Origin of the sequence: Microcoleus sp. T2B6 (genome assembly GCF_036700475.1) — a bacterium.
Lineage (GTDB): Bacteria > Cyanobacteriota > Cyanobacteriia > Cyanobacteriales > Microcoleaceae > Microcoleus.
In genome coordinates, this window is sequence record NZ_JAUBOZ010000024.1 from 1 (window position 1) to 20,404 (window position 20,404).

20 protein-coding genes are annotated in these 20,404 nt (G+C 44.9%); 10 read left to right on the plus strand and 10 right to left on the minus strand.

Going from position 1 to position 20,404, the window contains the following annotated elements; translation table 11 throughout:
* Nucleotides 1-197 precede the first annotated feature (197 nt).
* Nucleotides 198-2,120 (plus strand): leucine-rich repeat domain-containing protein, encoded by a 1,923-nt coding sequence (locus QUA00_RS13185; RefSeq protein ID WP_333142545.1) that lies wholly within the window; start codon nt 198-200, stop codon nt 2,118-2,120.
* A gap of 48 nt (nt 2,121-2,168) precedes the next feature.
* On the plus strand, nt 2,169-3,311 hold the full coding sequence (locus tag QUA00_RS13190; RefSeq protein WP_333409897.1) for a leucine-rich repeat protein: 1,143 nt from the start codon (nt 2,169-2,171) through the stop codon (nt 3,309-3,311).
* A 69-nt stretch (nt 3,312-3,380) separates the two neighbouring features.
* On the opposite strand, the gene QUA00_RS13195 is transcribed toward QUA00_RS13190, so the two are convergent.
* The 4 genes from QUA00_RS13195 to QUA00_RS13210 form a co-directional block, all read right to left on the minus strand.
* Nucleotides 3,381-3,716 carry a XisI protein gene (locus QUA00_RS13195; protein WP_333142547.1) on the minus strand — a complete coding sequence of 112 codons (336 nt, stop codon included), beginning with the start codon at nt 3,714-3,716 and terminating at the stop codon, nt 3,381-3,383.
* Nucleotides 3,704-4,123: a XisH family protein gene (locus tag QUA00_RS13200; protein WP_333109179.1), complete on the minus strand. Its 420-nt coding sequence runs from the start codon at nt 4,121-4,123 to the stop codon at nt 3,704-3,706. Before QUA00_RS13200 ends, QUA00_RS13195 begins: the two co-directional genes overlap by 13 nt.
* Nucleotides 4,124-4,343: 220 nt before the next feature.
* On the minus strand, nt 4,344-4,715 hold the full coding sequence (locus tag QUA00_RS13205) for a DUF2237 domain-containing protein (RefSeq protein ID WP_333041417.1): 372 nt from the start codon (nt 4,713-4,715) through the stop codon (nt 4,344-4,346).
* 49 nt (nt 4,716-4,764) lie between these two features.
* Nucleotides 4,765-5,226: a GNAT family N-acetyltransferase gene (locus QUA00_RS13210; protein WP_333409898.1), complete on the minus strand. Its 462-nt coding sequence runs from the start codon at nt 5,224-5,226 to the stop codon at nt 4,765-4,767.
* Between the two features lie 322 nt (nt 5,227-5,548).
* On the opposite strand from QUA00_RS13210, the gene QUA00_RS13215 reads away from it, so the two are divergent.
* The 6 genes from QUA00_RS13215 to QUA00_RS13240 all read left to right on the plus strand — a co-directional run bounded on the left by QUA00_RS13215 (nt 5,549) and on the right by QUA00_RS13240 (nt 11,003).
* Nucleotides 5,549-6,130: a TetR/AcrR family transcriptional regulator gene (locus QUA00_RS13215; RefSeq protein ID WP_333142549.1), complete on the plus strand. Its 582-nt coding sequence runs from the start codon at nt 5,549-5,551 to the stop codon at nt 6,128-6,130.
* A gap of 9 nt (nt 6,131-6,139) precedes the next feature.
* Nucleotides 6,140-7,645, plus strand: a complete 1,506-nt coding sequence (locus QUA00_RS13220) for an HlyD family efflux transporter periplasmic adaptor subunit (RefSeq protein ID WP_333409899.1) — start codon at nt 6,140-6,142, stop codon at nt 7,643-7,645.
* 34 nt (nt 7,646-7,679) lie between these two features.
* Nucleotides 7,680-8,312 carry a Vat family streptogramin A O-acetyltransferase gene (locus QUA00_RS13225; RefSeq protein ID WP_333409900.1) on the plus strand — a complete coding sequence of 211 codons (633 nt, stop codon included), beginning with the start codon at nt 7,680-7,682 and terminating at the stop codon, nt 8,310-8,312.
* 46 nt (nt 8,313-8,358) lie between these two features.
* Nucleotides 8,359-8,694 carry a DUF2834 domain-containing protein gene (locus QUA00_RS13230; RefSeq protein ID WP_333409901.1) on the plus strand — a complete coding sequence of 112 codons (336 nt, stop codon included), beginning with the start codon at nt 8,359-8,361 and terminating at the stop codon, nt 8,692-8,694.
* Nucleotides 8,695-8,735: 41 nt separating this feature from the next.
* Nucleotides 8,736-9,890 carry an ABC transporter permease DevC gene (gene devC / locus QUA00_RS13235; RefSeq protein ID WP_333409902.1) on the plus strand — a complete coding sequence of 385 codons (1,155 nt, stop codon included), beginning with the start codon at nt 8,736-8,738 and terminating at the stop codon, nt 9,888-9,890.
* Nucleotides 9,891-10,265: 375 nt separating this feature from the next.
* Complete coding sequence (locus QUA00_RS13240; RefSeq protein ID WP_333409903.1) at nt 10,266-11,003, plus strand: DevA family ABC transporter ATP-binding protein; 738 nt, start codon at nt 10,266-10,268, stop codon at nt 11,001-11,003.
* Here the strand turns inward: QUA00_RS13240 and QUA00_RS13245 are convergent.
* Nucleotides 10,993-12,240: a methionine gamma-lyase family protein gene (locus QUA00_RS13245; RefSeq protein WP_333409904.1), complete on the minus strand. Its 1,248-nt coding sequence runs from the start codon at nt 12,238-12,240 to the stop codon at nt 10,993-10,995. The genes QUA00_RS13240 and QUA00_RS13245 overlap by 11 nt on opposite strands.
* An 80-nt stretch (nt 12,241-12,320) precedes the next feature.
* Here QUA00_RS13245 and QUA00_RS13250 point away from each other — a divergent pair, with 80 nt between their 5' ends.
* Nucleotides 12,321-13,133: an acyl-CoA desaturase gene (locus tag QUA00_RS13250; protein WP_333142557.1), complete on the plus strand. Its 813-nt coding sequence runs from the start codon at nt 12,321-12,323 to the stop codon at nt 13,131-13,133.
* Between the two features lie 357 nt (nt 13,134-13,490).
* On the plus strand, nt 13,491-14,306 hold the full coding sequence (locus QUA00_RS13255) for an acyl-CoA desaturase (RefSeq protein ID WP_172187906.1): 816 nt from the start codon (nt 13,491-13,493) through the stop codon (nt 14,304-14,306).
* A 202-nt stretch (nt 14,307-14,508) separates the two neighbouring features.
* Here the strand turns inward: QUA00_RS13255 and QUA00_RS13260 are convergent, their stop codons facing one another.
* From QUA00_RS13260 to QUA00_RS13280, 5 genes are all read right to left on the minus strand, one after another.
* Nucleotides 14,509-15,354 carry an ABC transporter permease gene (locus tag QUA00_RS13260; RefSeq protein ID WP_333409905.1) on the minus strand — a complete coding sequence of 282 codons (846 nt, stop codon included), beginning with the start codon at nt 15,352-15,354 and terminating at the stop codon, nt 14,509-14,511.
* A gap of 70 nt (nt 15,355-15,424) precedes the next feature.
* Nucleotides 15,425-16,336, minus strand: a complete 912-nt coding sequence (locus QUA00_RS13265) for an ABC transporter permease (RefSeq protein WP_333409906.1) — start codon at nt 16,334-16,336, stop codon at nt 15,425-15,427.
* 230 nt (nt 16,337-16,566) lie between these two features.
* Nucleotides 16,567-17,697, minus strand: coding sequence for a spermidine/putrescine ABC transporter substrate-binding protein (locus QUA00_RS13270; RefSeq protein WP_333409907.1), 1,131 nt, complete (start codon nt 17,695-17,697; stop codon nt 16,567-16,569).
* Between the two features lie 91 nt (nt 17,698-17,788).
* Nucleotides 17,789-18,922: a spermidine/putrescine ABC transporter substrate-binding protein gene (locus tag QUA00_RS13275; RefSeq protein ID WP_333409908.1), complete on the minus strand. Its 1,134-nt coding sequence runs from the start codon at nt 18,920-18,922 to the stop codon at nt 17,789-17,791.
* 186 nt (nt 18,923-19,108) lie between these two features.
* The gene (locus tag QUA00_RS13280) at nt 19,109-20,239 is read right to left on the minus strand and encodes an ABC transporter ATP-binding protein (RefSeq protein WP_333161790.1); all 1,131 of its coding nucleotides are present in this window, start codon (nt 20,237-20,239) and stop codon (nt 19,109-19,111) included.
* Between the last annotated feature and the right edge of the window lie 165 nt (nt 20,240-20,404).

A 20,404-nucleotide genomic window follows, 5' to 3' on the forward strand; every position in this document is an offset into this window, starting at 1 on the left:
AATTAATAATTAAATGGGGTCGCAAAATCAAAAATAAGGGTAATGATTGTATCACAGTTTAAATGTGCAACAGCTTACTAATTAGTATAAGTTGCCTGAGTGAGGTAATTCAGAGAGTTTTTAATAGATTTTTTGCAGGGACACGGTATTGCCGTGTCTTTGTTGTATACAGTTCAGAAAATTAGAGTTACAAGATTATGACACTTATATTTGCACAGAAACACATGAATTTACCAAAGGCGATCGCAGTTACTTGTTGTGCGATCGCCCTAGCATCATGTGGAAATAGACCTTCGGAGTTGGCCGCACAGACGCAACCGGGAAACAGTGTACGAACATTTGCCGATTGGTGTCGCCAAAAAGCTTCTTTGAGCCGTGAAGCTAAATATACAGTTGAGGTGCTGTTGAAGAAAGCAGGGGCTACCGAGTGCGATCCGGCTAATCAGAAACTTTCGAGTCTCGCGGGACTCGATCTCAGAAACAATCAAATCAGCGACATCCAACCCTTGGAATCCTTGACTAACCTGACTGCGCTTCTCCTCGGCGACAATCAAATCAGCGACATCAAACCGCTAGAATCCTTGACTAACTTGACTGGACTCGACCTCTTCAACAATCAAATCAGCGACATCAAACCGCTAGAATCTTTGACTAACCTGACTTGGCTCCACCTCGGATTCAATCAAATCAACGACATCCAACCCTTGCAACCTTTGACTAACCTGAGTCTGCTCTACCTCTTCAACAATCAAATCAGCGACATCAAACCGCTAGAATCCTTGACTAAACTGACTTCGCTCCACCTCGGATTCAATCAAATCAACGACATCAAACCGCTAGAATCCTTGACTAAACTGACTGAAATCCGTCTCGACTACAATCGAATCAGCGACATCAAACCGCTAGAATCCTTGACTAAACTGACTGAACTCGACCTCAGCTTGAATCGAATCAGCGACATTAAACCGCTAGAATCTTTGACCAACCTGACTGTGCTCAACCTCAGCGACAATCAAATCAGCGACATCAAACCCCTAGAATCCTTGACTAAACTGACTGCGCTCAAACTCAGGGGAAATCCGATCCCTCCCAAAACTTGCCCTATGAAGCCAGACTCTATTTGTGACTGGGGACATAGACTTTCCGCGAAGGCCTCCGAGACGCAACCGAAAAATAGTGGACGAACATTTGCTGATTGGTGTCGCCAAAAAGCTGATTTGACTCCTGAAGCTAAACATACTGTTGAGGTGCTGTTGCAGAAAGCAGGGACTACTGAGTGCGATGTGGCTAATCAGAAACTTTCGAGTCTCACGCAACTCGACCTCGACTACAATCAAATCAGCGACATCAAACCGCTAGAATCCTTGACTAACCTGACTTCGCTCTGGCTCCGCGGCCATCAAATCAACGACATCAAACCGCTAGAATCCTTGACTAACCTGACTCGGCTCTGGCTCAATAACAATCAAATCAGCGACATCAAACCGCTAGAATCCTTGACTAACCTGACTTGGCTCTTCCTCGGCAACAATCAAATCAGCGACATCAAACCGCTAGAATCCTTGACTAAACTGACTTCGCTCGAACTTAACAACAATCAAATCAGCGACATCAAACCGCTAGAATCCTTGACTAAACTGACTTCGCTCGAACTCAACAACAATCAAATCAGCGACATCAAACCGCTAGAATCCTTGACTAACCTGACTCGGCTCCGTCTCAACAACAATCAAATCAGCGACATCAAACTTTTGCAATCCTTGACTAAACTGACTTCGCTCGAACTCAACAACAATCAAATCAGCGACATCAAACTCTTGCAATCCTTGACTAACCTGAATGGGCTCGAACTCAACAACAATCAAATCAGTGACATCAAACCGCTAGAATCCTTGACTAAGCTGAATGTACTCACGCTCGACAACAATCAAATCAGCGACATCAAACCGCTAGAATCTTTGACTCACCTGACTTGGCTCTGGCTCAATAACAATCAAATCAGCGACATCAAACCGCTAGAATCCTTGACTAAACTGACTTGGCTCGGCCTCAGCGGAAATCCGATCGCTCCCAAAACTTGCCCACTAAAGCCAGAGTCTATCTGTAAGTGGGAACCCTGAAATTAAATGCTCAAACTTTACTGTTGGGGAAATTAGAGGTACAAGATTATGACACTTATAGTTGCACACAAACACATGAAGTTACCAAAGTCGATCGCACTTACTTGTTGTGTGCTTCTAGCATTATCTGCAAATGGAGTGTCGGCGAAAGCAGCAGAAGTGCGATCGGGAAACAAAACATTTGCTCAATGGTGTCGCGAAAAAGATTCTTTGAGTCCAGAAGCTAAACATACTGTTGATATGCTGTTAAAAATAGCAGGAACTACTGAGTGCGATGAGGGCGCTCGCCAACTTTCTAGTATCACAGGAATTAGCTTTACGAAGCAAGGAATCAGCGACCTCAAACCGCTAGCATCCTTAACTAACCTGAACGTTCTCCGGCTCATCAACTGTTCTATCAGCGACATCAAACCGCTAGCATCCTTGACTAACCTGACTTTGCTCAACCTCAGCAGCAATCAGATCGTTGACATCAAACCGCTAGCATCCTTGGTTAACCTGAAAGTGCTCAACATCGGGAACAATCAGATCCGCGACATCAAACCCCTAGCATCCTTGACTAACCTGACTGGCATCGTCCTCATCGAAAATCAGATCGATGACATCAAACCGCTAGCATCCTTGACTAACCTGAAAGAGCTTTTCCTCCGCAGCAATCAGATTGACGACATCAAGCCACTAGCATCTTTGACTAACCTGGCTAAGATTGATCTCAGCAGCAATCAAATTAGTGACATCAAACCGCTAGCATCTTTGATGCAACTGACTTTTATCGAGCTCAGTAGCAATCAGATTAGTGACATCAAATCACTAGCATCCTTGACTAACCTGGAAGGAATTAACCTCAGCTCCAATCAAATCGTTGATATCAAACCGCTAGCATCCTTGACTAACCTGGAAGGGCTATCACTTAACAAGAATGAGATCGCTGATCTCAAACCGGTAGAATTCTTGACTAAACTGGAGATTCTCTGGCTCAACAACAATCAAATCGTTGATATCAAACCGCTAGCATCCTTGACTAAGCTGACTTTGCTCTCACTCGAAAACAATCAAATTGGCGACATCGAACCGCTAGCATCTTTCACTAAACTGACTGAACTCTACCTCAGCGGAAATCCGATCGCTCCGAAAACTTGCCCACTCAAGCCAGAGTCTATCTGTCAGTGGGAACCACAAACTGAACCCTAAAAATTTAGTAGAATTACACCCGATCGCACTTAAATACTTACGTTACGATTGAAGGCGCCTTTTATATTACTATGCAACTCCAAAGCCTGTATGTTCCCGTGCATAAGTTGGCTGAAGTCCTAGCACAATATCCTCTTTGGGTACTCCCATTTCTACCAATTCCTCAGCAATCTGCCTGTCAGTTTGATTTCGCTGAATCCAGATTTTGCCATTTTTAATATCCAAATGAAACACACAGTTATACACGCGGCGGTGTCCGTCCCATCCTAAATCGACGGCTAGATAGCGATCTTTTTCTTTATCAAAAATTGTTTCTACCTCAATTTCTCCGTTAATTGGTGCTATCTTGCTATCTTCAATGAGGAGTTTTTGAATGCACTGACGGTAATGCTCTAGTCGATCCATTTGACTATTGCCTCCTGAACAGGGTTATACACAATAAGCTTGACTTGGTGTTGTCGAACCGACGCTTGAGGTAACTCCCGACTGAAAAAAGATTCGTAAGTCGCGATGGGAACTGCCAAATATAAAGTGCGATCTGGTTCGAGCTTTTCTAAGACTAAACGGTAATTTAAAAATTGTCCCAACGCAGTATGAAAATCAGAGAGAGCTGAAGCGCTTAAAAAACTCTTGACTTCTACTGCAATTTTTTTTCCTGATTTTTCCGCACCGATGAGTCGTTCAGCTCCCAAATCGATTTCGACTCTCTCATTCTCTGCAAATTCTAGCCTGAGAGGATCGTGAGTAACCACCCACTCAGATTTTTCAAGACCTCGCTTCACAGCATTATGAAATAGATCCTTAGCTGACACTGGTTATACCTCACCTCTAAACCTATTTTAACTGATTGGAGTCAACTTGTAGGGTGGGTCAGTGAAAAACGCCTGAAGTATTGAAAAAATAACGCCAACTGACGCACCCTACAGTTTGTATAAGAGCGCGATCGCCCGTTAGCGAAAGCGTTGCGATCCGAAGGAAAGCCCGCCCCTACGGGGGCTACGCCAACGAAGAGGATCGCACACCAACATCCTCCTACAAATCAGCAGCGTGCTGCTTCAATTCATCCAAAGAAACGTATTCCAAAGTCAAGGCGTGAGTCGCGGCCAAAACCACAGGCGGCGCAACTCCTGCATCCATTGCTTCCTTCCACCGAGAAGCGCACAAACACCAGCAATCCCCAGGCTTCAAACCGGGAAAGTTAAATTCGGGAACCGGAGTGCTCAAATCATTTCCATTCGACTTGGTGAATTGCAAAAACTCTTCTGTCAGTTGAGCACAAACAGTGTGAGCCCCAAAGTCGCCACCACCTGTATTGCATTTGCCGTCCCGATAATATCCTGTCATTGGCGAAGTGCAGCAAGTCTCTAACTTTCCGCCCAGCACATTTGTAGCTTCCGTCACCATCGCAACTCCTGAGTAAAACTCTTCAATCTAATTTTACACAAATCGTTGTTTATATATTTTTTTCCATGACAAAGTTGATGAATTTTTGTCCTCTGCGTTCTACTTCTTGTTTTGTAATCACAATAAATCCCTGGCTTTCAAAAAAAGGTCGAGCTGTAATGCTGGCTTCGGTAAATAACTTGTTAATTCCTAAGTCTTTGGCTTTTGACTCAATTTGTTTTAAAATTAGCCTGCCGACGCCTTGCCTTTGAAAATCTTGATGACAGTAAAAGCGATCGATATGGCCGCTTGCTTCTAATTCCCCAAAACCTGCAATTTTATCACCTTCTTCTGCTACGAAAGTAAATTTAATGCTTAAACTTTTAGTCCAACGTTCGATATCGATATCTGCTGGAGCCCAAGCATCTACTTGTGCTTTTGTATAATCGCGGATGTTTACTTCGTGTACCGTGTCGTAAAACAGTTTTACAATTTGTTGGGTATCACCGATTTCGTAGGTTCGTACTCTCATAAATTATCTCACTGCGATCGCTTCTTTAATATTAATTTGGGATTGTTAACCGCTTCGGAACGCCGATGGATGTTGGCTTTTACCATTTTGTCTCATTTCTTGCAGGGCGATCGGCAAAAAATTTCTCTCCCACCCCTTGACAAACTCTCTTACTCTGTGTTGTAGTAAATATAACGATTGTTCGATATAAATATCGACCCGTTCACCGACAGCAAAAAATCAATTGTGTAGTCGCTTATACTATATCGACCGTTCGATATAGGATTATCGAACCAATAAATTTTAGACTTTAGGTAATCTAAAATCTAAAATCTATTCACCCATGCCAAAAATAGTTGACCGCGATCGATACCGTAAAGAACTACTAAACAAATGCTTTGACATATTTGCCGAAAAAGGTTACTCATCAGTAACTATGCGGGAAATTGGGTCAGAAATCGGAGTTTCTACAGGAACCCTTTATCACTACTTCCCGAGTAAAGAAAGTTTGTTCGAGCAGTTAATTGAATACTTGAGCTATGAAGATACAAAAGAAGAAGCAATTTCCGAACTGGGAAATCCGCCAACTTTAGCAGAAAAACTTGAAAAACTGATGGATTACTTCAGCAAAAATGAAGATTACATCCTGAAAAGTCTGTTAATGATATTTGAGTTTTGCCAACAAAAAACTCGTCAAGAGATTGAGAGCAATCAAGCACTTCAGGAATCGGGAAAGCGTTACGAAGAGGCACTCAGTTGCTACTTAGGTATCTCCGATCCAGCAATCGCTAGATTTATTATCTGTTATGGTGACGGTTTGCTGGTAAGAAGGTTTTATCAAGGTGAAAGAATATCTGTTGCAGAACAATGGACTTTATTAAAAGAGATGTTGCTCGCTTATTTAGACAAAAATAGCTGCAAGTAGAGGACAAGTATGAATTTTCAATCTTGGATAGAACCTAAAAATAGATTAGTAATCGGAATGGCAATTGCTGCCAGCATCATTACCAGCGGTACAGCTTTTTACGGGATTTCTCAGTTTGCACCGTTGGCTAAAAATACGGAACCTTTGCCAGCAGAAATACCACCACCGAGGAAAATAACGGCATTAGGAAGATTGGAACCGCAAGGAGAAGTGGTTCGCTTGGGAGTATCGCAAACTTTAGATGGCGATCGCATTTCCCAGCTTTTAGTCAAAGAGGGCGATCGAGTCAAAGCAGGACAACTAATCGCGATTTTGGATGCGCGCGATCGGCTGCAATCTGTTTTAGATGAAACTCAAGAAAAAGTCAAAGTTGCTCAAGCCCGTTTAGCACAAGTAAAAGCTGGTGCAAAGTCGGGAGAACTTGCAGCACAATCTGCCACAATTGGCAAGCTAGAAGCGGAACTGCAAGGCAACAAAACTGCACAACAAGCAACAGTCGATCGCCTGCAAGCACAATGGCAAGGCGACAGAATCGCACAGCAGGCAACTATCAGCCGAATCACGGCTCAGTGGCAAGGGGAGAGGAAAGCACAACAGGCAACAATTAGCCGCATAGCGGCACAATGGCAAGGAGAAAAAACAGCACAAATAGCAGCGATCGACAAATTGCAAGCCGAGTTTAATAATGCTAAAACTGAAGATTCCCGACATCAGCAACTCGCGGGTGAAGGTGCAATTTCTCAATCCGTAAGAGATACTAAGCGGCTGGCATTAGAAACAAGTCGCCAGCAAATTAAAGAAGCACAAGCTAATCTCAGCCGAATCAATAATACGGCAAAGCAGCAACTTGAAGAAGCAGAAGCAAACCTGGATCGAATTAACAATACAGCCAAACAGCAAATTAACGAAGCAGAAGCAAACCTAACTCGCATTAACAGTACATCAATCCAGCAGCTTAACGAAGCTCAAGCAACACTCAAACGCATTCAAGAAACTGGCATCGAACAACTAGAAGAAGCGAAATCAACTCTTGACAAAATAGCCGAAGTGCGCCCCGTGGACGTACAAGCAGCCGAAGCTGAGATCGAAAGTGCGATCGCCCAAGTGAAGCGCGCCCAAACCGAGTTAAATCAAGCTTCCATCCGCGCGCCCAATGCTGGAAAAATCCTGAAAATTCATACTCGTGCTGGGGAAAAAATCAGCGATGACGGCATTACAGACTTAGGAAAAACTGACCAAATGGTAGTCGTTGCAGAAATTTATCAAACCGACATCAGCAAAATTAAGCTAGGACAAAAAGCAGCGGTGATCGGCCAAGCATTCTCAGGAGAGTTGCAGGGAACTGTCAAAGAGATTGCGTTAAAAGTAAGTAAACAAAATGTGTTTAGTAACCAACCGGGAGAAAACTTGGACAGCCGAGTAGTGGAAGTAAAAATTCACCTGAATCCTGAAGCTAGCAAACAAGTTGCGGGATTGACCAATTTGCAGGTACAAGTAGCAATTAAACAAAACTAAAGTCTTTACTAAAAACCTTGGAGGATTGAAAGTTATGGTAGAATTTGGCCCCGATCCGAACCGACCTTATCCGATGGCAGACCAGCGCAGGGTTTGCTTTATCAAAAACTTCATAAAATCCCCCAATATTATCGTCGGCGATTACTCATATTATGACGATCCAATCGAGCCAGAAAACTTTGAAAAAAATGTACTTTACAATTACGGAAGTGACAAATTAATTATTGGTAAATTTTGTGCGATCGCCACTAACGTCAAATTCATTATGAGCGGTGCAAATCACAAATTAGACGGCATTTCTACCTATCCTTTTCCCGTCTTTGGGAATGGTTGGGAAACAGCCATGAATCTATTAATCGAACTGCCAAGTAAAGGCGATACTGCGATCGGTAATGACGTTTGGATCGGCTATGAATCGGTGATTATGCCAGGAGTCAAAATCGGCGACGGTGCAATCGTTGCCGCCAAAGCAGTTGTAGTAAAAGATGTTCCCGCTTACACCGTTGTCGGTGGAAACCCCGCACGTTCAATCAAACAGCGTTTCAGCGATGCTGAAGTTGCACAACTATTAGAAATTCGGTGGTGGGATTGGGAAATTGACAAGATTTCTCGCAACATTAACTTAATTATGCAATCTGATATTAAAGCGCTCAGTAATGCTGAGTAAACTCGCAAATATAGCGATTTAAAATTAACAACCTGGAGGTTTTCCAATGCTTCAACTTGCATACTTAGTTCTCTGTATTCTGGGCACTGCTTTACCGTATTCCCAGTTTGTCCCGTTTCTGTTAGAAAAAGGGTTGAATATTAACGCTTTCTTCGGACAATTGTTTGCAAATCAAATTTCCGGCTTTTTTGGCATGGATGTAATCGTCTCTTCCGTGGTTTTTTGGTTTTTTGTATTTAGCGAAGGTTCGCGTCTGAGAATGAAAAACTTGGGGATTTATATTGCCACTAACTTACTGGTTGGTGTTTCCCTGGGTTTGCCTTTATTTCTTCTAATGCGGCAACGCAAACTTGAAGAAACAGCTTTAAATAACCAACAATAAATTCCCAATTCACAATTCCCATTTCCCAATTCCCAAAACTTATGTTTCGCAAAACACCCCTTGCGTGGTTGCAAGTAACTAGAGAAAAAACCCGCCTCGCTGTTGCTATAGCAGGAATTGCCTTTGCAGATATTCTGATTTTTGTGCAACTGGGATTTCAAGATGCACTATTCGATTCTGCCGTTAAGCCGCACCTAAGTTTACAGACAGATTTAGTTTTAATCAATCCTCAATTTGAAACTTTTGCTGCGGTAAAAGATTTTAACCGAGAGCGACTTTACCAAGCACAAGGAGTAGAAGGAGTAAAATCCGTTACTTCCTTATATATTGGTATGGGACAGTGGCGAAATCCCACAACCCGCACTACTCGATCGATTTTAATTTTTGGAATCGACCCCGGCAACATAACATTTAATTTGCCTGATGTCAATCAAAAATTACCTCAAATTCAAATGTTTAATCATGTGTTGTTTGACCAATCTTCTCGACCTGAATACGGCGAGATTGCCAATATTTTTCACAAACAATCTACCCTCGAAACAGAACTCAATAAACGCAATATTCAAGTAGGAGGAGTCTTTACTCTCGGTACTTCCTTCGTGGCTGACGGCAATGTCATTGCCAGCGATTCTACCTTCATGAACTTATTTCCCGATCGCACACCCGATCAAGTTGATGTCGGCTTAATCAACCTACAACCCGATGCCGATGTCAAAAAAACCCAGTCAATGCTCAAAGCTATATTGCCCGATGATGTCAAAGTTTTAACCCTAGCAGAATTTGCAGAAATTGAAAAAGCTTATTGGGCAAATGCTACTCCGATCGGCTTTATTTTCGGATTCGGTACAATTATCGGATTCGTTGTTGGTCTGATTATTGTTTACCAAATTCTTTACTCTGACGTTTCCGATCACCTAGCGGAATATGCGACTTTAAAAGCAATGGGATATAGCGATCGCTATTTAGTCGGAGTTTTAATTCAGGAAGCTCTGCTATTAGCTGTATTAGGTTTTATGCCGGGAATTGTTTTAGCCAACGGACTGTATTCGCTAGCACAATCTGCCACTTTACTGCCAATTTCTATGACCACAAATCGAGCGGTTGTAGTGTTAAGTTTGACGATCGTGATGTGTACTGGTTCCGGCGCCCTCGCCCTCCGCAAACTCCAATCAGCCGACCCCGCAGACATATTCTAATCTGCGTTCATCAGCGTCAATCTGCCTGCATCGGTCGGTCAAACTGATATTTTTAAGAACAGGCAAGATGCCTGTTCCACACAACTGATATTTTTAAGAACAGGCAAGATGCCTGTTCCACACAACTGATATTTTTAAGAACAGGCAAGATGCCTGTTCCACACAACTGATATTTTCTTGTGGGGTGGGCTTCTAGCCCGCCCATAAAAAGCTTCTTGATAATATAGCAATCCTAAGTGATTTTCTAGATATGTAAAATCTGAAAGTCTTGCTATATAAGAAGTCTAGGAAGACAAGAAGGCGTGGTGTTGTGAGACTCAGATCGGATTGCTATAGTGCAATATGTCATGTCAAAAAAAACTCCCGAAAATCACCATGCAAACCCTAAATTTTCCCGCTAACCCAACTACCGCAACCGAACCAGTAATTTCAGTCCAAAACCTCAACCATTACTTCGGTCAAGGCTCTCTCAAAAAACAAGCCTTATTTGACATAAATCTCGACATTAACCCCGGAGAAATAGTCATTATGACGGGGCCCTCTGGTTCCGGCAAAACAACTTTATTGACAATGTTAGGCGGGCTGCGTTCTGCTCAAGAAGGCAGTCTCAAAATTCTTGGGCAAGAAATACACGGAGCTAGCAAAACTCAGTTAACTAAACTCAGAAAGCAAATTGGCTATATTTTTCAAGCACATAACTTGATGACATTCTTGACAGCCAAGCAAAACGTGCGAATGTCTTTGGAACTGCACAAAGAAATGCTAAATCAGAATATGGATGCTTTGTCAATAGCAATGTTAGAAGCAGTTGGTTTGGGAGAGCGGGCTAATTATTACCCCGAAAATTTGTCGGGAGGGCAAAAACAAAGAGTTGCGATCGCCCGCGCGTTAGTTAGCCGCCCTAAAATAGTTTTAGCGGACGAACCAACCGCCGCTTTAGACAAAAAATCCGGGCGAGATGTCGTAGAAATTATGCAAAAACTAGCAAAAGAACAGGGTTGCACGATTTTGCTAGTCACGCACGACAACCGCATTCTCGATATTGCCGATCGAATTATCTACATGGAAGACGGCCGTTTGGCAACAAATCCGCGTCTGGTAATTAGTCCTTAGTCACTTTATTTGCCGGGCCCACAGCCTCCATCGCAGCTTCAAGAGCTATCGATACATGAGTCCAATGAGTCCCCCCCTGACAAAAAGCCACGTAAGGCTCCCGCAGAGGCCCGTCAGCCGAAAACTCCGACGTACTCCCATCAATAAAAGTACCCCCAGCCATCACTAACTGACTTTCATACCCGTGCATCGGAGCAGGCACCGGATCTAAATAGGAACCGACGGGGGAATTTTGCTGAACAGCCCGACAAAAAGCAATTAACTTATCAGCAGAACCGAATTCGATCGCCTGAATCACATCTCGTCTTCTAGCCAAAGGCATAGGATTCACTCGATAACCCAACTTATAAAAAACATAAGCCGTCAAATGATTTCCCTTCATCGCCTCCCCCACAAAACCGGGAGCCATAAACAAACCCTGAAACAGCAACCGATTCAAATCAAAAGTTGCGCCGCCACTGCTGCCGATTCCCGGCGCCGTCAAGCGACAAGTTGCCGCCTCCACTAAATCAGCCCTCCCAGCGACGTAACCTCCAGCAGGGACGATCGTACCCCCCGGATTTTTGATTAAAGAACCAGCCATCAGATCCGCACCCACAGCAGTAGGTTCGCAATCATCAACAAACTCCCCGTAACAATTATCAACAAAGCAAATTGTGCTAGGATTCTGATGTTTGACTATGGCGACGATTTTTTCAATCTCAGAAATAGACAAACTCGACCGCCAAGAATAGCCGCAAGAGCGCTGGATAAAAACCAGGCGAGTCTTTGCTGAAATAGTAGAGCTCAATGCCTGCCAATCCAAACTTCCTTCGCGAGTTAGAGGCAACTCACGGTAACTAATGCCAAACTCAACAAGTGAACCTTGACCTTGCCCCCGCAAGCCGATCACTTCTTCTAAAGTATCGTAGGGAGAACCAGCCACTGCCAACATTTCGTCACCAGGACGCAGGATGCCAAAAAGAGCACAGGCGATCGCGTGAGTACCCGAAACAAACTGTACCCGGACAGCCGCGGCCTGGGCCCCTACCACTTCGGCAAATAACCCGTCCAAAGTCTCCCGACCCAAATCATCGTGGCCGTAACCCGTAACCCCTGCAAAATGGTGGACTCCAACCCGGTGGCTGCGAAAAGCTTTTAAGACTCGTTGAAGATTTTGCTTGACTGTAGTGTCAATACCAGAAAAAATCTGAAAGAGTGCCTGTTCTGCTTCCTGTAGCCGTGAAACGCTATTCATCTATACCTCGCTCACCCTTTGCGTGCGCGCTGTCCATTATGGCGTAGATGCGGCCCCTAGTTTGTAAACATAATATATTCATGACGATTGCAACTTCCAAAAAAACTTCTCCTGATTGGCCTGTCGTAGGCTTTATGGCCTTTCTGCACATCGGTGCTTTATTTGCTTTGCTGCCGGGTAATTTTAGCTGGTCTGCTGTCGGGCTAGCAGTATTCCTGCATTGGGTAACAGGTGGTTTAGGAATTACTCTCGGATTTCACCGCCTCGTCACCCACCGTAGTTTTCAAACACCGAAATGGCTAGAGTATTTTCTAGTTATTTGCGGTACCCTTTCCTGTGAAGGTGGTCCGATCGACTGGGTAGGAATGCACCGGTTACACCACATACATTCCGACACCGAAACAGATCCCCACGATTCCAATCAAGGCTTCTGGTGGAGCCACATGGGCTGGATGCTCTCGGATCTCCCGATCAGAGTGGAAATCCCCCGCTTTACTAAAGACATCGGCGACGACCCAGTATACAAGTTTCTCCAAGCATATTTTATCCCCATCCAAGTTGTCTTCGGTGTGTTGCTTTATTTATTAGGCGGCTGGTCTTTCGTGGTTTGGGGTGTGTTTCTGCGGATCGTGGTGGTGTTCCACTGCACTTGGCTGGTTAACAGCGCTACCCACAAATTCGGCTACCGCACCTACGAGTCGGGCGATCGATCGACCAACTGCTGGTGGGTGGCTCTGCTTACCTACGGCGAAGGCTGGCACAACAACCACCACGCCTTTCAATACTCGGCTCGCCACGGTCTCCAATGGTGGGAAATCGACTTCACCTGGATGACAATTCAATTGCTGCAATCGCTGGGTTTGGCAACCAAAGTGAAATTAGCCGAAAAATAGCCATCGGCAATTAGTCATTGGTTGTAGGTCATCAGTTCTGGACTAATGGCTGGTGACCAATGCCTCATCCTGTTTTTGCGATGGTAGAGGTTGGGTTGAACAGAGATCGACTCCCCTGGTGCGATCGACCCAACCAAAACCAGAATCAGTTATAATATAATTGGGAACAAAAAAATTTGTTTGGCAGCCAAATTTTTTATTTTCAGAATACAACCGTAAATTTTTTTCAATCCTAATCCCAAATCTATCATTGATTCTTTATTAGTTTGGGCAAGAGTGCAGCAAAAAAGTTCACTGCTCAATCCAAACTATTATGCGTGAATCTAGCTCGGCATCTCATCAGAAATCAAAAAGAGAATGACAATTGCAACGCAAGAAAAACTCCAATACAATTGGAAGCACGTTATTAGTTTAGCAGGACTTCATATCGGCGCTTTGTTCGCACTGCTACCCAGTAACTTCAATTGGACAGCAGTTGGTTTAACAGTATTCATGCACTGGATAACCGGCGGTTTGGGAATAACTCTCGGATGGCATCGTATGCTCACCCACCGCAGTTTTCAGACACCAAAATTCGTAGAATATTTTCTAGCATTTTGCGGAGCCCTTGCCTGTCAAGGAGGAATAATTGATTGGGTTGGGCTGCACCGATTGCACCACACCAACTCTGACCAAAATGCGCTCGACCCTCACAATGCCCAAAAGGGTTTTTGGTGGAGTCACATCGGCTGGATGCTATATAAAGGTCCAGCTCACGCTGAAATTGCCCGCTGCACAAAAGACATTTCGAGCGATCCATTTTACCAATTTTTGCAAAACTACTTTCTCCCGATGCAAATCGTCTTTGGCGTCTTGCTTTACTTAGCAGCAGGCTGGCCGTTTGTAGTGTGGGTAATTTTTGTACGCTTAGTTTTGGTGTATCACTGCACCTGGTTTGTTAACAGCGCCACTCACAAATTTGGCTACCGCACCTACGAAACAAACGATAGTTCTACTAACTGTTGGTGGGTGGCTGTCCTGACTTACGGCGAAGGCTGGCACAACAACCACCATGCTTATCAATACTCCGCTCGTCACGGGATGGAAAAGTGGGAAATTGACTTCACTTGGATGACAATTCAAGTCTTGGAAGCACTAGGTTTGGCTACTAAGGTGAAATTACCTGCCAAGTAGCAGCATGGGGCATGGGGCATGGGGCATGGGGCATGGGGCATGGGGCATTGGGCATGGGGCATTGGGCATGGGGCATGGGGCATGGGGCATTGGGCATTGGGCATTGGTAACAACTCACAAATAACCAACTGTCAACTGCCCACTGTCAACTGCCCACTGTCAACTGCCAACTGCCCACTGCCAACTGCCAACTGCCCACTGCCTAATGAGTCCGTTTTTGCTCGCCCCGGCCGCGCAAATATTCCGCTAAAAACGCCAATCCTCCCGAACCTACTATCAACAGCACGCTGAGAGCATTAATATCCGGTTTTACCCCAGTCCGAATCCGGCTAAAAATTTCCATCGGCAGAGTTGTAGTCCCGCTACCTGCGGTAAAACTCGCAATCAAAAAATCGTCCATGCTGAGGACAAAAGACAGCAGACAACCCGAAACAATTCCGGGTATTAATTGAGGGAGCAAAACCTGAATAAAAGCTTCAACAGGCGTTGCACCCAAATCCAAGGCAGCCTCTTCTAAATACGGGTTTAAATCTGCCAATCTAGTAGAAACAGCTAGGGCGATGTAAGCCAGACAAAACACAATGTGAGCGGCGACAATTGTCCACAAACTCAGAGGAATAGCCAGCGCCGCTAAAAATACCAGAGTAGCAACTGCGGTCGCAATATCTGGAATAATAATCGGCAAGTAGGAGACTCCCTGATATAAACTCTTGCCTGGAAAGCGGTAGCGGGCTAAACCAACGGCCATCAAAGTGCCAAGTACAGCCGAGATTGCAACTGCACAAACAGCCACTGTTAAACTGTTTCTCAGGGCAATTAAAATCCGCGTATCGCTAAATAATTTAACGTACCAATCTAAAGTAAATCCTTCCCAACCGGCGCTAAAACGCGATTTGTTAAAGCTGTAAAATGTGAGTACCAGGATAGGCAGGTACATATAAAAAAACATCAAAACGGCAAATATTACCTGCCAAGAAACCTTAAATTTAGGTTTTAAGTACATATCGGCTTGTATTTCCTCCTGTGGATTGTCGGCGGTATTTTCCATTTCTCGGTAATCGGTAATTAGTAATTAGTAATTGGAACAGTCACCAGTCAACAGTCAACAGTCAACTAACTTAGATTGCATTACGATCGCCATATTTGAGCAAAAGGGCAATTCCGATACTCACTACAAAGATTAATACCATACTCAAAGCCGAACCCAGACCCCAATTTTGAGTCGCCCCCAAAAACTGATTGTAAATTAAACGAGCCGCGGTCATGCTCGAAGCTCCACCGAGCAACTCTGGATCGACAAAATCGCCCAAACAGCTAATAAATACTAGCAAAGAACCCGCAGCAATTCCCGGCATCGTCTGAGGTACTGTCACTTTCCAGAAAGTTTCCACTGGGTTCGCACCCAAATCCTGAGATGCTTCTAGCAACCTGCGGTCTAACTTTTCCAAAGAAGCGTAGAGAATTGTCACGATATAAGGCAAATAACTGTAAGCCATGCCGATTAGAACGGCGGAACTTTGATTGAGCAATTCCAGAGGAGGAATGCCTACAAGTGCCAGCAGCGAGTTGAGAACCCCCGTAGGACGCAGAATTGTAATCCAAGCATACGATCGCAACAGTGAAGAAGTCCACAGCGGCAACACAAAGCCTAACAAAGTTAAATTCCGCCACTTTTTCGAGACATTGAGGGCGATCCAGTAAGCCACTGGAAATCCCAGCAGCAAACACAGAATAGTAGTCCCCGTTGCGAAAAAGAGCGATCGACCCATCACCTGCAAATTCAGCGGCTCAAACACTCGCAGGTAATTGCCGATTCCCGAAGGATTCACCAAATCTCCCGGCTTAATATTCGGCACCAAACTAAGCTGAAAAATCACCAAAGTTGGTATTACTAATAATAACAGCAGGAACAAGCCAGAAGGGCCCAGCAATGCCAGTGGCCCAGCCCACGCAGACCACGGGGAAACAGTTTCAGCCTTCAAAGAAGAATTGGGAGGAATAGGAGGGGGAGTTCTAGTTGAAACAGCCATAAATAAATAGTGTTGAGTTTTGAGTTGTGATTGGTACGGGCGGGTTTCACCAACAACAATCTATGCGTAAAATAAACAATCTTCTAAACCCGCCCCCACCCCACGGTAAATCGAAATGTAATGTAGGGGCGGGTTCACCTACAATCATCGCCTAAAATAAACAATCTCATAAACCCGCCCCCACCCCACGGTAAATCGAAATGTACATGAAATTTCTGGCAAAAATAAGATTAGCCGCTGGTTAATTTAGTCCAATAGCGATCGTACACGTCTATAAATTTTCCTACCGGAGCAACACCTTCGCAATTTTTCAAAGTTGCCTCCGAAGGGAAAAGAATTTCATTTTCGCGGACTTCCGGCGTCAGCAAACTAAAAGCATCTTCCGAAGGAGTTGAGAAACTGAGCCGTTCTACTAAAGAAGCAGCGACATCCGCTTGCAGCATAAAGTTAATCCACTTATAAGCTGCTTCTGGATTGGGAGCACCTTTAGGAATTACTAAAGTGTCAGTCCACAGAGAAGAACCGCTTTTTGGCACAACATAGCGCAATTTGTCATTATCTGGAATTACCTCATTCGCATCAGAAGAATAACACATAGCTACCTTCAAATCCCCCGTCAGCATTTGCGGCCGCCAAGCATCAGTGGTAAAAGATGCGATCGCCGGTTTGAGTTCCACCAACTTTTCGTAAGCTTGTTTCACTTGCTCTTGGTTCGTAGAATTGAGAGAATAGCCCAACATCCGCAGCGCAGCACCCATCACTTCTCGAACATCATTTGCCAGCGTCATTCGCCTTGCTAACTCCTGTTTGTGCTGCCACAAATACTCCCAATCTTCAGGAGCTTCTTTGAGCTGTTCGCTGTTGTAAATTAAGCCTGTGGTTCCCCAACTCAAAGGGACGCTGTAGCGGTTTCCTGGGTCATATACGGGGTTTTGAAACTGTTTTTTTAGTCGATCGAGTCCGCCCAAAATCGAGTGGTCTAATGGGCTCAACAGCCCCAGTTCCGTCATCTGAATCACCATGTAGTCAGACGGGTAAATGATGCTGTAGGCCCGGCCACCGCCAGCTTGAACCCTAGCCAGCATCGCCTCATTGGAGTCAAATACGTCTGCAACCACGCGAATACCGGTTTTTTCGGCAAAGCGATCGAGCAAAGCTTTATCGGTATAGCCTGCCCAAGTATAGATGAAAAGTTGGTCGGCATTACCTTTGACGGGAGGAGCAGATTGTACGTCTGCAAGCCGCCAGCCGCAACTCGAAACAGCTAAACCGGAAATTGTCGCCGCCGAATTTTTTAGGAACTGACGGCGTGTAGAATTAGCCGGGAAAATCCTGGAAATTGGTAAGTTAGTCGGAGGCACAGTTCTATTTTGGATTTTAGATTTGGGATTTGGGAATTAGCTGATTTTAGATTTTCGAGCCAACGCAGATCAACGCAGATTAATACTGATGCTATGAGATGCTGGTTAGTTTTGTCCAGTAGCGATCGTAAACATCTGCAAATTTGCCTAGGGGTGCCACGCCTTCGCATTTTTTTAAAGTAGCCTCAGAAGGAAAAATAATTTTGTTTTTGCGAACTTCTGGAGTCAGCAAATTAAAAGCATCTTCTGAAGGAGTTGCAAAACCGAGTCGTTGGACTAGGGAAGCGGCAACATCGGCTTGCAGTAGGAAATTAATCCATTTGTAAGCTGCCTCTGGATTGGGTGCTCCCTTAGGAATTGCTAACGTGTCAGTCCACAGGGACGAGCCACTTTTCGGCACGACATACCGCAATTTGTGGTTGTTTGCAATTACTTCATTGGCATCAGAAGAATAGCACATTGCTACTTTTAACTCTCCTGTCAGGATTTGCGATCGCCAAGCATCAGTAGTAAAAGATGCGAGCGCCGATTTGAGCTCTTCTAATTTTTCATAGGCTTTTTTTACTTGTTGTTTGTTTGTAGAATTGAGAGAATAACCCAGCATCCGCAGCGCCGCGCCCATGACTTCTCTAACGTCGTTTAGCAGGGTCATTCGCCTTGCTAACTCTTGTTTGTGTTCCCACAAATAACTCCAATCTTCTGGAGCTTCTTTGAGCTGTTCGCTGTTGTAAATCAATCCTGTTGTCCCCCAACTCAAAGGCACGCTGTAGCGGTTTCCTGGGTCATATACAGGGTTTTGGAACTGTTTTTTGAGCCGATCGAGTCCGCCTAAAATCGAGCGATCTAATTGAGCCAGCAGCCCGATTTTTTTCATCTGCACCACCATGTAATCGGAGAGGTACATGATGCTGGCCCGGAAACCACCGACTTGAACTCTCGCCAGCATCTCTTCGTGGGAGCTACTAAACACGTCGGCCACGACGCGAATACCGGTTTTTTCGGCAAAGCGATCGAGCAAAGCTTTATCGGTATAGCCTGCCCAAGTATAGATGAAAAGTTGGTCGGCAGAACCTTGGACGGGAGGAGCAGATTGCACGTCTGCAAGCCGCCAGCCACAACTCGAAACAGCTAAACCGGAAATTGTCGCCGCCGAATTTTTTAGGAACTGACGGCGTGTAGAATTAGCCGGGAAAATCCTGGAAATTGGTAAGTTAGTCGGAGGCACAGTTCGATTTTAGATTTTAGATTTTAGATTTTAGATTTTGAGATTGAAGATTGAAGATTGGGGAATTGGGAATTGGGAATTGGGAATTGGGAATTGGGAATTGTCCTATGTTATTTGTTAGGAGAACGAACCACCAACAAATAACCAATGACTAATGACTAATACCAACTACCAACTGCCAACTGACTAATTCCGATCGGTCAAAGCGAGACAATCAGTAGTTCCCCAGTAAGCGTAAATCGGCGTGTGCGGATCTGGGAAAGACCCGCCGGTATTTGGCTGGCGCACTGTAATTTTATCGCCCGACGCCAACTCAACCACGTAATGAACGTGCGTGCCCATGTACATAGTATTTTTGAGTCGCCCCTCAAAACAGTTGACCGACACTTCCGGCTGGTAGAGATTCAAATATACTTTTTCCGGCCGGACGCTGACGACAACAGAGTCGCCTGTGACACCATTCCACATATCCGACTGCTGAACGATTATTTTCAGATTGGCTGATGTGCGAACTGTGATAGTCGATCGGTCGATCGATTCTACCGTACCCGCAAACAAATTCGTATCGCCAATAAAATCCGCCACAAAAGCCGTCTGCGGGCACTCATAAATTTCTTCAGGAGAGCCAATTTGCTCAATCCTGCCCTCGTGCATCACCGCAATCCGGTCAGACAGACTCATCGCCTCTTCTTGGTCGTGAGTCACCATCACAAAAGTCAAACCCAATTCTTGATGCAAATTCGACAGTTCCAACTGCATCTGCTTCCGCAACTTCAAATCCAGAGCACCCAGGGGCTCGTCCAACAGCAGAACCGCCGGTCGATTTACCAGAGCTCTCGCCAAAGCCACCCGCTGCTGCTGGCCGCCCGACATTTGACCGGGAAACCTGTTGGCGAAAGATTCCATTTTCACCAATTGCAAAACTTCCCGTACCCGTTCTTCAATTTCTGCTTTCCCCAGCTTTTTGATCCGCAATCCAAAAGCGATATTGTCCCAGACGTTCATGTGTCCGAACAAAGCATAGCTTTGAAACACAGTATTTACCGGGCGGCGGTAAGCTGGAGTGTTGGTCATCGACTGGCCGCGAATCATCAATTCGCCCGCCGAGGGAGTCTCGAACCCAGCGATTAAGCGCAGCGTCGTAGTCTTGCCGCAGCCACTGGGCCCGAGGATGCTAAAAAATTCTCCTTGGCGGATGTTGAGGTCAACTCCACGGACTGCGGTTTCGCCGTTAAATACCTTAAAGACCTTGCGGAGTTCAACGTCAAGCGCTGTATCCGTTGCTGTCGTACCTTGGTTGAGTGCTGTCTGAAACATATTCGCCCTTTCCTGGGGGTAATGCACGCCACTTAAATACAGTTTAAGTTTAGACTTTTCTGTATTTTAGGTGAGGAATGTTGGATGTAACAGGTTTTGGGATTTTTTCTTTAAATTCTATCCCAGAGTGCACCATTGTCAGCAACAGGCAAGATGCCTGTTCCA

Bases quoted from the DNA above. Each gene is read 5' to 3' on its own strand.
- QUA00_RS13195 (WP_333142547.1), bottom strand. From the start codon at position 3,716: ATGGATCGACTAGAGCATTACCGTCAGTGCATTCAAAAACTCCTCATT.
- QUA00_RS13230 (WP_333409901.1), top strand. From the start codon at position 8,359: ATGCTTCAACTTGCATACTTAGTTCTCTGTATTCTGGGCACTGCTTTA.
- devC (WP_333409902.1), top strand. From the start codon at position 8,736: ATGTTTCGCAAAACACCCCTTGCGTGGTTGCAAGTAACTAGAGAAAAA.
- QUA00_RS13205 (WP_333041417.1), bottom strand. From the start codon at position 4,715: ATGGTGACGGAAGCTACAAATGTGCTGGGCGGAAAGTTAGAGACTTGC.
- QUA00_RS13260 (WP_333409905.1), bottom strand. From the start codon at position 15,354: ATGGAAAATACCGCCGACAATCCACAGGAGGAAATACAAGCCGATATG.
- QUA00_RS13210 (WP_333409898.1), bottom strand. From the start codon at position 5,226: ATGAGAGTACGAACCTACGAAATCGGTGATACCCAACAAATTGTAAAA.
- QUA00_RS13265 (WP_333409906.1), bottom strand. From the start codon at position 16,336: ATGGCTGTTTCAACTAGAACTCCCCCTCCTATTCCTCCCAATTCTTCT.
- QUA00_RS13255 (WP_172187906.1), top strand. From the start codon at position 13,491: ATGACAATTGCAACGCAAGAAAAACTCCAATACAATTGGAAGCACGTT.
- QUA00_RS13250 (WP_333142557.1), top strand. From the start codon at position 12,321: ATGACGATTGCAACTTCCAAAAAAACTTCTCCTGATTGGCCTGTCGTA.
- QUA00_RS13245 (WP_333409904.1), bottom strand. From the start codon at position 12,240: ATGAATAGCGTTTCACGGCTACAGGAAGCAGAACAGGCACTCTTTCAG.
- QUA00_RS13240 (WP_333409903.1), top strand. From the start codon at position 10,266: ATGCAAACCCTAAATTTTCCCGCTAACCCAACTACCGCAACCGAACCA.
- QUA00_RS13185 (WP_333142545.1), top strand. From the start codon at position 198: ATGACACTTATATTTGCACAGAAACACATGAATTTACCAAAGGCGATC.
- QUA00_RS13280 (WP_333161790.1), bottom strand. From the start codon at position 20,239: ATGTTTCAGACAGCACTCAACCAAGGTACGACAGCAACGGATACAGCG.
- QUA00_RS13190 (WP_333409897.1), top strand. From the start codon at position 2,169: ATGACACTTATAGTTGCACACAAACACATGAAGTTACCAAAGTCGATC.
- QUA00_RS13225 (WP_333409900.1), top strand. From the start codon at position 7,680: ATGGTAGAATTTGGCCCCGATCCGAACCGACCTTATCCGATGGCAGAC.
- QUA00_RS13215 (WP_333142549.1), top strand. From the start codon at position 5,549: ATGCCAAAAATAGTTGACCGCGATCGATACCGTAAAGAACTACTAAAC.
- QUA00_RS13220 (WP_333409899.1), top strand. From the start codon at position 6,140: ATGAATTTTCAATCTTGGATAGAACCTAAAAATAGATTAGTAATCGGA.